General features: G+C 68.1%; 12 protein-coding genes. 5 read left to right on the top strand and 7 right to left on the bottom strand.

Annotated elements, in window-relative coordinates; genetic code table 11:
• Nucleotides 1-89: 89 nt before the first annotated feature.
• The 3 genes from AB4089_RS14765 to AB4089_RS14755 form a co-directional block, all read right to left on the bottom strand.
• A complete protein-coding gene (locus AB4089_RS14765) occupies nucleotides 90-1,445 on the bottom strand; it encodes a diacylglycerol/lipid kinase family protein (protein WP_441410025.1) in 1,356 nt (451 codons plus the stop codon).
• A gap of 179 nt (nucleotides 1,446-1,624) precedes the next feature.
• Nucleotides 1,625-1,960, bottom strand: a complete 336-nt coding sequence (locus AB4089_RS14760; protein ID WP_441410024.1) for a cupin domain-containing protein — start codon at nucleotides 1,958-1,960, stop codon at nucleotides 1,625-1,627.
• Between the two features lie 60 nt (nucleotides 1,961-2,020).
• The gene (locus tag AB4089_RS14755; protein ID WP_441410023.1) at nucleotides 2,021-2,338 is read right to left on the bottom strand and encodes an acylphosphatase; all 318 of its coding nucleotides are present in this window, start codon (nucleotides 2,336-2,338) and stop codon (nucleotides 2,021-2,023) included.
• A gap of 259 nt (nucleotides 2,339-2,597) precedes the next feature.
• Between AB4089_RS14755 and AB4089_RS14750 the strand changes: the two genes are divergently transcribed.
• On the top strand, nucleotides 2,598-2,894 hold the full coding sequence (locus AB4089_RS14750) for a YegP family protein (RefSeq protein WP_441410022.1): 297 nt from the start codon (nucleotides 2,598-2,600) through the stop codon (nucleotides 2,892-2,894).
• A 79-nt stretch (nucleotides 2,895-2,973) separates the two neighbouring features.
• Here the strand turns inward: AB4089_RS14750 and AB4089_RS14745 are convergent, their stop codons facing one another.
• Nucleotides 2,974-3,876 (bottom strand): hypothetical protein, encoded by a 903-nt coding sequence (locus AB4089_RS14745; RefSeq protein WP_441410021.1) that lies wholly within the window; start codon nucleotides 3,874-3,876, stop codon nucleotides 2,974-2,976.
• Between the two features lie 60 nt (nucleotides 3,877-3,936).
• Nucleotides 3,937-4,683: a hypothetical protein gene (locus AB4089_RS14740; RefSeq protein ID WP_441410020.1), complete on the bottom strand. Its 747-nt coding sequence runs from the start codon at nucleotides 4,681-4,683 to the stop codon at nucleotides 3,937-3,939.
• A gap of 200 nt (nucleotides 4,684-4,883) precedes the next feature.
• On the opposite strand from AB4089_RS14740, the gene AB4089_RS14735 reads away from it, so the two are divergent.
• Together AB4089_RS14735 and AB4089_RS14730 are read left to right on the top strand one after the other, a co-directional pair.
• Entirely contained in the window at nucleotides 4,884-6,137 is a 1,254-nt protein-coding gene (locus tag AB4089_RS14735; protein WP_441410019.1) for a mechanosensitive ion channel family protein, read from the top strand.
• A gap of 135 nt (nucleotides 6,138-6,272) precedes the next feature.
• Complete coding sequence (locus AB4089_RS14730) at nucleotides 6,273-8,135, top strand: alpha-glucosidase (protein ID WP_441410018.1); 1,863 nt, start codon at nucleotides 6,273-6,275, stop codon at nucleotides 8,133-8,135.
• Between the two features lie 316 nt (nucleotides 8,136-8,451).
• On the opposite strand, the gene AB4089_RS14725 is transcribed toward AB4089_RS14730, so the two are convergent.
• Both AB4089_RS14725 and AB4089_RS14720 read right to left on the bottom strand, forming a co-directional pair.
• Entirely contained in the window at nucleotides 8,452-9,249 is a 798-nt protein-coding gene (locus tag AB4089_RS14725; protein WP_441410017.1) for an alpha/beta fold hydrolase, read from the bottom strand.
• Nucleotides 9,250-9,392: 143 nt separating this feature from the next.
• Entirely contained in the window at nucleotides 9,393-10,286 is an 894-nt protein-coding gene (locus AB4089_RS14720) for a pullulanase X25 domain-containing protein (RefSeq protein WP_441410016.1), read from the bottom strand.
• Between the two features lie 295 nt (nucleotides 10,287-10,581).
• On the opposite strand from AB4089_RS14720, the gene AB4089_RS14715 reads away from it, so the two are divergent.
• The gene (locus AB4089_RS14715; protein WP_441410015.1) at nucleotides 10,582-11,418 is read left to right on the top strand and encodes a CPBP family intramembrane glutamic endopeptidase; all 837 of its coding nucleotides are present in this window, start codon (nucleotides 10,582-10,584) and stop codon (nucleotides 11,416-11,418) included.
• Nucleotides 11,419-11,427: 9 nt separating this feature from the next.
• Entirely contained in the window at nucleotides 11,428-12,045 is a 618-nt protein-coding gene (locus tag AB4089_RS14710) for a hypothetical protein (protein WP_441410014.1), read from the top strand.
• Nucleotides 12,046-12,048: the final 3 nt, after the last annotated feature.

Genomic DNA, 12,048 nt, shown 5'->3' with positions numbered 1-12,048 from the left:
ATCCGCGGCGGACCGCGTGGCCGGGACCGGAAAGTCTGCCGTACGTGACGCCGGCCCCGCAAAGACCGACATGTCAGCCGACGGCGACGTCACTCCCCAGCGGACGCCGGAGCGGACGGCGCGGGCGCATTCAGGTGCCGCCCCCACGCCAGCTCACGGAGCCGGACCAGGTCCAGTGAGGGCTGGGCCGGCGGGACGCCCGGGCGATTCCGCGGAACGAGGACCCGCAGGGCGCGGGGTTCGATGGTGCAGCGCACCGGCGTGGTCATCAGCAGCGCCTCACCGTCCACGCCGACGGGAATCTCGGGCACGTCGGCGCCGACCACCACCTCCGGCGCGGTGCGTTGGATCAGGCCATGCTTCGTGGCCCGGCGCAGCAGCCCGACCGCTTCCCGGGTGCTGGCCGCGGAGAGCGCCACGGCGCCAAGAACGCCGCGGTCCAGCCGGGTCCGGCGGCCCAGGCCCGCGAGGTCGTTGCTGCCGTAGGGACCGTTGCTCACCAGCACCGCCTGCGGGCCGTCCACCGTCACGCCGCCCACCTCGGCCCGCAGCCGTGCACCCTTAGCGCCCTTGATCAGATCCGGAAGCATTTGCAGCACCGTCCCGGCCTTGTCATCGCGGTACGCCGGGCTCTGCACCACCTCGGCGTACACCCCGAACGATGAGTTGTTGACGAATGTGCGGCCGTTGATCTTGCCGAGGTCGACGTGCAGCTCCACCCCGTCCTTGAGGGCCTCCAGGCAGCCGCTCGGGTCCTCCCGGTCCAGCCCGAGATCCAGGGCGAAATGGTTGCGGGTGCCGGCGCTGATCACCAGGAACGGCAGGTTGTGTTCGGCGGCGATGCCCGCCACCAGGGCCTGGGTTCCGTCACCCCCGGCGACGCCGAGCAGATCGGCCCCGCGCTCTACGGCCTGCCGGGCCAACGCATCCACATCCACCGGCCCCGGACCCTCAAGAAGGGCCACCTCGGCTCCGAGTTCCTCCGCCTTGCGCTGGAGGTCGAACTTCACCACCTTGCCCCCGCCGGACCGCGGATTCATCACCAGGAAGGCGTGCTCCCAGGTGGGAGCGGGGTGCTCCTTCATTGCCTTGCCCTCCCCTGGTTCCCTGAGGGCGGCGCGGGCACAGACCAATGCAACAAACACCAGTGCAAGGGAGATGATCACTTCCCGGAACAGGCTGGCTTGGATGTACAGGATTACCACCACCAGTGGGGCCAGGACCGCCAGCGCCAGGGCGCACCAGCGCAGGAACCCGCGGCTGATGAGGAACCAGTAGATGGCCGCCACGGACACCAGCACGGCGCCGAGACCGGTCACCACCAGCGCAACAGTGCCGGCGAACCCTGCAGCCACCAAGGGAACGGCCACTGCGAGGACGACGGCGGCGTAGGCCCCCCTCGCCCACCACCGTCGGGTTTCCGGAACCTCTTCCAGGGAAGGCACGGCCTTCATCTCGCACCCCCGATCTGCAGCACGACGACCGCGGCCCACCCGGCCGCTGCCGCGCGCTCCCTTTCACGCTTGGCGCGCAAATGCCCGGGCTCCCTGGCCTTCCTGGAATTCACTTTCGGCCTCTCCTTCGCCTCGTCGAATGGCTGCGGGCCACCCGGAATCGGGCCGGTTCAGGTCTTGATCTTGGCCACCGTCATGAGGATCGCCGAGTCTTCCTCGGCCTCCAGGCTGTGCAGCCCGTCCGGCACGATCAGCAAGTCGCCGGTTTTGCCCTGCCACGATTCGTTGCCGGCCCGCAGGCGCACACAGCCGCGGAGCACAAACACGGTCGCCTCGCCGGGGTTCTGGTGCTCGCTCAGCTGCGTTCCGGCCTTGAACGCCATGACGGTCTGGCGCAGAACCTTCTCGTGGCCGCCGAACACCGTGTCCGCGGCCCGTCCGCTCCCTGCAGCGAGGGCAGCCGCGACCTGCTGCCTGGCTAAGGCATCGATCGATATTTTCTGCATGGGCACACGCTACTCGCCTCGCGCCGCGCTGCCGAGGGTCCTTCGCCCCGAACCCGGGACCTAGTAGGCCACGTCGAATCCGGCAAACTCCCCGGTCGCGGCCGAGACGGACTCTTCGACCTGCTCCACCCGGCCCGGTGCCTCCGGCGAGCGCAACCAGCGCCGCAACTCCAGCACCACGGACTGCGGCCCCTCGGCCACGATGCCCACGGACCCGTCGATGTTGTTCTTGACAGTGCCGCTGAGCCCCAGCTCCTCCGCCTTCCGGACTGTCCAGTACCGGAAGCCCACAGCTTGGACCACCCCGGACACCCGCGCGTTCAGCCGCACGGATTCGCCGGAATCGGCCGGAAACTGCGTGGGGCGTTTCTCCGTCATGCTCCCAATGTAGCGCCCGCGGGGCTCCCCAGTTCTTACTCATAGAGGGTTTAGTCATACCCGGTTCAGTCATGCAGGCGCAGGCATCCAGGCCCAGTCTGACCGCCCAGACACAAAGGGACTTTTGGCTCTTTCAAGCCCCCGTCGAGCGCGAAAAGCTGTTTTTTGCACTGCATCAGCTTGTCGAAGACCCGGCAACCGCACAGCGAAGTGCTCTCACCCCCCACCGGCAGTTACAACTGCCCGAAAGGACTCGACAATGGCTGGACAATTCGAAATATTCACCGACGCGGAAGCCAACATCCGGTTCCGGCTACTCGCCGCTGACGGGACCGTGTTGGCCATTTCCAGGGCTTTTGAGGACAAACGCCAGGCGGCAAACGGCATCGTGGCCGTCCGCGAGTGCGCGGGCACCGGGCTGATCCGGGAGGTCCGCAGCACCAACCCCTGGGCCGGCCATCACAACACTGATCATCACAGCACTGATCATCAAAGCGCGAGGAGCCCCTCGCAGACACCGGCAATTCACCACCACCGGCCCCTGCCCGCCGTCTAGCACGAATCCAGTTCGTCAGCCGGCCGTGTTGCCGGCCGCCATTGCGCCGCCCCGCCGCCGTCCCGCACCCCGCCCGCATCTACTTCGCCGGCTCCGTCGCGGCGCCCGAGGTCGCATCCTTGGCGGCCGGCCGGAGCGAGGTGATCATCCTCCGGACGTCCTGGTACTCCGCCGTGGTGGCATAGAGCTTCGCCTTCTCCAGATACGGCAGCCCGGGGTCCCCCGGCGTAGTGTTGTTCGCCGGATCATAGGTCTGGCCGAACAGCGCGCCGCTGGGCGGCCAGAGGAAGAGCTGGAACATCGGGCACGACACCGGTTCGGTCACCTCCGGCATCATGGTGATGCCATACGACGCGTACGTGGGCGGCGACGCCTTCGCGGCCGTGACGTCCCCGCGGCCCTCGAAGACATAGCGCGGCACATTCTGGTCCGCCGCGCCGGGTTCGGCGAGCGCCTGCATCGGCTCCGAATCGATGAGCATGTACGGCTGTTGGTCGCCACATTCGGCACCAGTAACCACATTGGTGCGCAGCGCGGCCATCTGCTTCCCGGCGGCGTTCACCACGTCCACGAACTCCCCGCCCAGCGGCGCCTCCCCGGCCGGGTCCCGGATCACCCACGCGGCCGGATAGTCGAAACTCAGCGTCCCGTCCGACGTCGTGAACGTCTTCCAGGCGGACGACGACGGCGCCGCCCCCGACGGCGGTGAGGTTGCCGGCGTCGTGGTCCCCGGCGCTGTTCCCGGCGTGGATTCCGTTTCCGTTTCCGAGGCGGCCCCCGGAGACGCGGCCCCCTGGGTTCCCTGCGTTCCGGGCTGGGTGGTTCCCGGAGCCGGGGCTCCGGAGGTTGCGCCCGGCGCTGTCGCGGCACCGGATGTCGCAGGCGGACCCGCCGGCGAGCCGCAACCGGCCAGCAGCAGGGCTGCAAACATCAGGGCTGCCGGAACGAGCGGTGGCACGGATGCCGCGGGTCGCCGCCTCATACGCCCCGCCTCGCCCCCGGCGCTGCGTTCCTGCCGCTGCTTCACCATCAGCCCGGGGCCCTACTGCCCGGCCGGACGCAGCGAGGTGATCATCTTCCTGATGTCGTTGTACTCGGAGGTCTCCAGGTACGCCTCGGGAGTGTCGATATTGGGCTCGTTGCCGGGCGTGGCGTCAAGGGGGTTGTAGACGCCTCCGAACGACGCTCCACTGGGCGGCCAGGTGAAGAATTGGAAGATCGGGCAGGCATCGGGCCCCGACGGTTTAGGCGCAGAGCTGATGCCGTAAGCCATGACGTTGGCCTTGGTGGGGTCCTTCTCCGCCGGGTACAGCCGCAACTCAAAGATGAAGTGCGGCGTGACCCCCTGCTGGACCAGGGCCGGAACGGGCACCAGGTCAAACACGGAGTACGGGATCTTCTGCGGGCATTCCGCGCCGGTGGCCACGTTGGTCCGCAGCGTGGCCACTGACTTGCCGGCCGCGGTGAGGACCTCCACGAACACCCCACCGGGAGTGGCCTCGGCGCCGCGGTCCTTGACGGTCCACTCGGCCGGGTGGTCGAACTGCAGTTTCCCGTCCGCGGTGGTGAAGATCTGCCAGTCCGCCGCCGTCGGTGCGGGCGTGGCCGGCGAGGACGGCGCCTCGGTCGGGGCGGCATCGCTGCTGCCCGGCGCGGACGTCAGCGGAGGGACGGAGGGAATCGCCGGCGACGTAGGAGCCGGGGTCGCGGGCGCGCCGCAGGCGCCAAGCAGTGCCGCAACCAAGAAACCGGCCGATACTGCCGAGCCGATCACGCTGAATCGACGCATGTCACCCTCCCCCCGGGATTCAAGTGGTCCGACCAATCTAGAACGTCAGGGGTGATAAACAAGTGCCAAAGGTCCCGGGGCGGTGGCGGGCCTTCCCGGGGCGAAGGCGGGCCTTGCCGCCGTGCGCAGCGGCGTGACCGGACCCACGTTGACATCCCGGCGATTTCAATTGCCTCCGGAAGCTTGCTAGAGCTTAAACAATGCAAGAGTTCCTGACACAAGCAATGCCGTTCCTGGCCATGGCCCTCGCCGCGGTTGCCGGACTCGTCCTGTCCTGGCTGGTGCGCAAGATTGTGCTCCGGCTCAACCGCAGCAAACCCGAACTGCGCGAGACATCCCGCGTGGCCCGGATGCCGTTGCGGCTGTCACTGTGCCTGATCGCCGTCCGGATCGCACTGGCCACCGCCACCGGGGACCTCGAATGGCGCCACGGCCTGGACCACTTGCTGCTGATTGCGCTCATTGCTTCGCTGGCCTGGCTCGCCATTGCCATGCTGCTGATCGTCGAGGCGATGGTCCTGACCCGGTACCGGGTGGATGTCGCGGACAACCGCCGCGCCCGGCGGCTGCGCACCCAGGTGATCCTGGCCCGGCGGATCGGCGTCGCCTTGATCGTGGTGGTGGCCCTGGGCAGCATGATGCTCACGTTCCCCGCGATCCAGGCCCTCGGCGCCGGGCTCCTGGCCTCGGCCGGCGTGATCTCGATCGTCGCCGGCCTCGCCGCGCAGACCTCGCTGGTCAACGTCTTCGCCGGCATCCAGCTCGCCTTCACGGATGCGATCCGGGTGGACGACGTGGTGGTGGTCCAGAAGGAATGGGGCCGGATCGAGGAGATCACCCTGACCTACGTGGTGGTCCACATCTGGGATGACCGCCGGCTGATCCTGCCCTCGACCTACTTCACCACCACCCCGTTCGAGAACTGGACCCGGCGGCAGTCCGAGGTCATGGGCACGGTGGAGTTCGACCTCGACTGGCGCGCTCCGGTCGAGGCGATGCGCGCCGAACTGAAAGCGGTCCTGGCCGAGACCCCGTTGTGGGACAAGCGCGTCGGGATACTGCAGATCACTGACGCCACCGCCGGCTTTGTCCGGGTGCGCATCCTGGTCAGCGCCGCGGACAGCGCCGCCCTGTTCGACCTCCGCTGCCTGATCCGCGAGGAACTGGTGCTGTTCCTGCAGCAGGAGCACCCGACCGCACTGCCCCACATTCGCCTCGAGTCAATGCCGTCGGCAGCGCCGGGATCCACCGGATCCGCCGCGTCCGACGCCGTCACGGGGTCCCAGCAGTCGGTCAAGGATGGCGCGACGGCCGAGCACCACCGGCACGCAGACCCGCAGGACTCCCAGCTGTTCACCGGGTCCATCGAGGCGATCCAGCGGTCCAAGGCCTTCTCCGGTCCCGGCGAGGACGTCTTCGAGGACCGCGACAACGCCGTGGCCTCGCAGAACTGAGCTTTCACCGGACAGCATCACCCAACTGCAGGGCCGGGGAGGGTCTTCCCAGCCCTCCCCAACTGGTCAATAATCAGACGTTGGCGGGTCAGCAGCGCGCTGCCCCGATCTGACGGACCAGCTGAGGAGTCCCCCATGACGGTCGAACAAGCACCCGCGGAAACACCCAAGGCCACTGCGAGCGACTGGTTCCAACGCGCCGTCGTCTATCAGATCTATCCGCGCAGCTTCGCCGACTCCAACGGTGACGGCATCGGTGACCTCCGCGGCATCATCAGCAAGCTGAACTACCTGCAGAAGCTGGGGGTCGACGTCGTCTGGCTCTCCCCGATCTATACCTCGCCGCAGGATGACAACGGCTACGACATCAGCGACTACCGCAATGTCGATCCGCTCTTCGGCACACTTGAGGAGCTCCGCGAACTGACCGACGGGCTCCACGCGCGCGGCATGAAGCTGGTGATGGACCTGGTGGTCAACCACACCTCGGACGAGCACCCCTGGTTCGTGGAGTCCCGGTCCTCCAAGGAGAACCCGAAGCGCGACTGGTACTGGTGGCGGCAACCGAGGGAGGTCGGCGCCGGGGCCCAGGGGCGCACGGCCGCGGAGCCGAACAACTGGGGCTCGGCGTTCTCCGGGCCCGCGTGGGAGTTCGACGAGGCGTCCGGGGAGTACTACCTGCACATCTTCTCGAAGAAGCAGCCGGACCTGAACTGGGAGAATCCCGAGGTCCGGGCGGCGGTCTACGAGATGATGAACTGGTGGCTGGACCGGGGCGTGGACGGCTTCCGGATGGATGTCATCAACTTCATTTCCAAGGACACCTCGCTGCCGGACGGGCCCGTTGCCGACGGTAAGCTCTTTGGCGACGGCACCCCCTACTACATCGACGGCCCGCGCATGCACGAATTCCTGCAGGAGATGCACCGCGAAGTCTTCGCCGGCCGCGCCGGTGAACTGCTCACCGTCGGCGAAATGCCCGGCGTGACCGTGGAGGACGCCATCCTGTACACCGACCCCGCCCGGGCCGAGGTGGACATGGTGTTCCAGTTCGAGCATGTGGCCCTGGACCAGGAGGACGGCGACAAGTGGCGGCCCAAGAAGCTCCTGCTCACCGAGCTGAAGCAGACCCTGGGCCGCTGGCAGGACGGCCTGGCCGAGACCGGCTGGAACAGCCTGTACTGGGGCAACCACGATCAGGCCCGCGCCGTGTCCCGGTTCGGCGACGACGGCCAGTACCGCGAGCTCTCCGCCAAGATGCTGGCCGGCATCCTGCACCTGCACCGGGGCACGCCCTACGTCTACCAGGGCGAGGAACTGGGCATGACCAACATGACGTTCGGCGCGATTAGCGACTACCGCGACATCGAGGTCCTCAACCACCACCGCGAAGCCACCACGCACCTCGGCCACACCGACGCCGAAGTCCTCGCCGCGCTCGCGCCACTGAACCGGGACAACGCACGCACCCCGGTTCAATGGGACGCCTCCCGGCACGCCGGCTTCACCACCGGGGCTCCCTGGATCGCCGTTAACCCGAACTCCAACCACATCAACGCCGCCGCCCAGGTGGATGATCCGGACTCGGTCTTCAGCTTCTACCGCAAGGTGATAGCCCTGCGGCATGCCGAGCCGGTGGTCTCGCACGGGACCTTCACCATGCTGCTGCCGGATGACCCGCACGTCTACGCGTTCACGCGGGCGCTGGCAGACGGCGCCTCCGCGGACGGCACCGCGACTGCGGAGTTGCTGGTGGTGGGCAACTTCTCCGGTGACGAACGCGGCGTCGAGCTCGGCGATCAGCGCTGGGATGACTCGGAGCTGGTGTTGGGCAACTACCCGTCCGACGCCGGTACGTCCGACGCCGGTACGTCCGACGGCGGTACGTTCGACGGCGGTACGTCCACCGCTGGTTCAGGCGCGACTGCCGTCCAGGGCGGCGCGATCCGGCTGCGGCCCTGGGAACTGCGGGTCTTGCGCCGGCGCAGCGGCGCCTGATCGTCATAGCCGGAACGCCAGCCACGAAATCGCCGGCCCAGAAAGGAAGCCAGTTATGACCATTCCCCCACCCGCCGAACCCGACCCGTTTCCGCCGGAACCGGGCCCCACCACGCCTCCGCCCGAGCCCGGGGACCCGTTCCCGCCCGAGCCCGGCCCGCTCACGCCGCCGCCGGTTCCGGGGCCCAGTCCGGTGCCCGGTCCCGCGCCCACGCCGTCACCGGCTCCGGGTCCGTTCCCAACGCCCAATCCCCTCCCGATTCCGGACCCCGGCCCGGTGCCCCCGCGGCCGGACCCGACCCGGTTCTAGCGGGCGTCATCCGCCGGTGACGCCGTGAAGGAACCGGCGGACCTGGGCGTTGAAGGCCTCCGGCGCTTCGACCGCTGCCATGTGTCCGACGTCGGGAATCAGTACGAGCGTGGAGCCCGGTATCTGGCGGTTCATCTCGCGGGCCACGCTCAGCGGTGAGCGGACGTCCGCCGTGCCGTACAGCAGCAGGGTGGGCACCGCGATGCCCGGCAGGACATCGCGGTAGTCGGCATGGGCGTTCGCGTGCAACAGTGCCCGCATGCCGCTGGGATGGAAGTCGGCCATGATGGCGCTGGTTTCCTGGACGTCCGCGGGATCAGCACGGTCCGTGAACAACGTGGGAATCCACACGGGGATGAATTGTTCCGGCGGCTGCTCGAGTTCGGCCAGCACCTGCGCGTAGCGGCGCTCCACTTCCTCGGGCGGCAGGGATCCCGCCCAGCCGGCATACGCCGAGACCAGCAGCAGCGACGCCGGCACCGACGGGTAGGTCCGGTAGAACTCCAAGGCAATCCCGGAGCCCATGGACAGCCCGAGGAGGTGCGGGGCGCCCGGCACCGCTTCCCGCAGGAATCCGGCCAGGGCGCCGGCCAAGTCCTCGCCGGTGAAGTCCGGCGGCGGATCGTCCGAGCCGCCGCATCCGGGCGCGTCCCAGGCGAAGACAGTGAATTCATCCGACAGCCCGTCGAGCTGCCGCCGCCAGATCCGGCTGTCCTCGTAAGCGCCGTGCAGCAGGACCAGCGGAGGACCCTGGCCCGCCCGCTGATACCGGATTCGCAGGCCCGCAACCTCGACCGTATCCATGAGGCAATGCTAGGTGGGTCCGGCGTCCCCGGGCAGGCTCAGGATGCGCAAATCCGCCCGCGACACGCAAGTGACCCTGCGACACCGGAATCCGGGCGTCGCAGGGTCACGTGCGTGTCGGCAGGATGTTTGGGTGTCGGTGCCTACGGCAGGACGATGTCCCGCGTGCGGTGATCGTACTGGATGACCAGGAGGCCGCCACCGTGGTGCACCTCGTGGTTGGGGCCGTCGAAGACGCCGAACGCACCGTAGTTCTCGTCCCACGAGCGGTTCAGCGCGATCTTGAAGGTGTAGAAGCCTGCCGGAACGTCCGCGGCGATCTTCCAGAGCTGGTCCACCTGGTCCAGTTCCATCTGGGCTTCGTCATACTGCGGCGCCCAGTTGGCGGGCGCGCCGATCAGGACGTTGAAGTCACCGGCAACCGCGACGGCTTCCGGCTGTTCGATGGTTTCGACGCTGACAGCCGGTGCCGCCGGGGCTTCTGCCTCTGTTTCAGGCGTGGCCTTGGCGGCCGGCTTGCGCTTCCGCACGGCCTTGGCCACCGGGGCCACGGCCTCCTCGACAAGCTTGGCGGCCTTGCCGGCAACCTTGGACGTCTTCGACGGCGCTTCGTCGGCCTTTGGGTCGGCCTTGGCCGCCGTCGCTGCCGCCTTTACAGGCTGTACTGCCGGAGCAGACGGCAGCGGCGTGCCGGCCGGAACCGCAGTGCCGGCGTCGAGCGCGGAACTGAAGGTGGCAGGCTCGGGGAAGGCAACCGTGGCGCGCTGGCCGTCGTCGGTGATTGACCAGCCGGAGCGTCCCTTGACCAGCCAGCCGGCCTTGACCAGCTTTCCCGTCGCCGTGGTCAGCGTCTTGTGGCCGCGGGGAATGCCGCCGCTGAGCAGTTCACTCTCGTGGTCGTTGAGGGGCACCCGTGAGATTGCCTCGCCCAGTACGGCTCCAGCGTTCAGCTTCTCGCCAGTCCAAACCTCCTCTGCGAGGACATCCAGCACGGCCTTAAGCCGAAGGTTGGTGTTTTCCGCGGTGTTCGCGCCCATGGGTCTCCTTTAGAAGCAATTGATCCACCTGCATTTTGCCAAGGAAAGGTGAGATTTTGCGAGTGGATTTCGTTAACTCTATGTGTCGTGACCCACTATGACAGGGCCCACCGGGGTGAATGGGGGTCCAACTCACCGCTACCCGCGAGTAGAAAACCAGCTCGGGGTCACTTACGGCTCATCAAAATGCCGGGACCGGTCGTAAGTGACCCGCGTTGGTTTGTGGGAGTGCTGGATCCCGGGCGGCAGCAGGCGGACAATGGGCCGCATACGTCCCTGTTGCCCAGGAGACTTCATGGCCCGTTTCAGAATCTGGCTGCAGCGTCACCGCCTTTCGGCGTTCTTTGTCCTGGCCTTCGCGATTTCCTGGTGCTCCTGGCCTCTCTATGCGGCCGGACTCATGCCGCAGTTCGAGTTCCTGCCGATCGGTCCGCTCGCGGCGGCGCTGATCATCATTGGGCTTGCCGAGGGCAGAGCCGGCTACCGGGCCTGGGGCCGGCGGCTGGTCCGGTGGCGGGTGGGCTGGGTCTGGTACGCCGTGGCCCTCCTCCTCCCGGCCGCGATGGCGCTGCTCACCGGATTCGCGACCATGGCCCTCGGCGCCCCGGCACCGGGGCTGGCCGAAGTGACCTGGTCCGGGCTCCTGGCCGTCTTCGCCGTGCGCCTGGTCAATCCGCTGGATGGACCCCTGGGAGAGGAGCCCGGTTTCCGCGGGTATGCCGTGCCCCTGCTGCAGGCCAGGTGGAATCCCCTGAGGTCCGCGGCACTCCTGGGCTTTGTGGTCGCCCTCTGGCACTTGCCGCTGGTCGTGTTCGGACAGCTCAGCCCGATCGGGCTACCCACCACCTTCGCCATCACCTTCCTCTACGTGTGGCTGTTCAACCGCACCGGCGGCAGCGTGCTGCTCACGTACCTCTTCCATAACGCCCAGGGCACGTTCACGGTGGGTTCCTTCGGCTTCACCGGTGCTGATGCCGTTCGGGCGGAACTGATCTACTTCGCCGTCGTGGTCCTTGCCGTCCTCACCACCGTTCTCCTGGACCGGGCCGCCTGGCGCACGGCGCCTGCCTCCGCCATTGATTCGGTGGTGCTCCGTTCCGGGGCATCCGGAACGGATCGAATCCACCGCTAAGGAGGAACCATGTCCTCACCCCTGGCGTCCCATGCCGGGCCCATTGCCCTGGCCGCCGGCCTGGCCTTCGCCGCCGAGGACCTCTGGCGCCTGCTCGCCGCCGACCGGAACCTCGAGCGGATCGAAATGATGCGCCAGACGCCGTTCCAGCTGGCCAACGCGTTCTACTTCGTGGTCTTCATCGGGCTGATGCTCGCCTTGGTGTCCGTCTACATGAGGTACGCGGACAGCGCCGGCGCCCTCGGCGTCCTCGGGTTCTGCGCCGCCCTCATCGGCACCATGGACATGGCCGGGAACATGTGGTTCGACGGGTTTGCCGGTCCGTGGATTGCCGAAACCGCACCCGGCGCCATCCTCGCCGGCGGATCCGGGATGCTGGTCATCGGCGCGCTCTCCAGCTACGTGCTGTTTGCGCTCGGCTGGATTGTCTTCGGCGTCGTGGGCTGGCGGACGCACATGTTCCCGGCGTGGGCCGGCGCCGTGTTCGTGGTCGCCGGGGCCTTGGGATTCAACGTGGGCCTGCCGCCGTACGGGATTCCGATCGGCCTGGCGATGGCCGCCCTGGGCTGGTGGATCACCCGCAGCGCCCGCACGCCGGCCGAACAGCGCCAGGAAGCCCGTTCGTAGGCC

The organism is Arthrobacter sp. 2MCAF15, from assembly GCF_052115605.1.
In the GTDB taxonomy this organism is placed as follows: domain Bacteria; phylum Actinomycetota; class Actinomycetes; order Actinomycetales; family Micrococcaceae; genus Arthrobacter.
The sequence above is the reverse complement of the archived record's forward strand: the minus strand, read 5'-3'. Positions and strand labels throughout refer to the sequence as shown.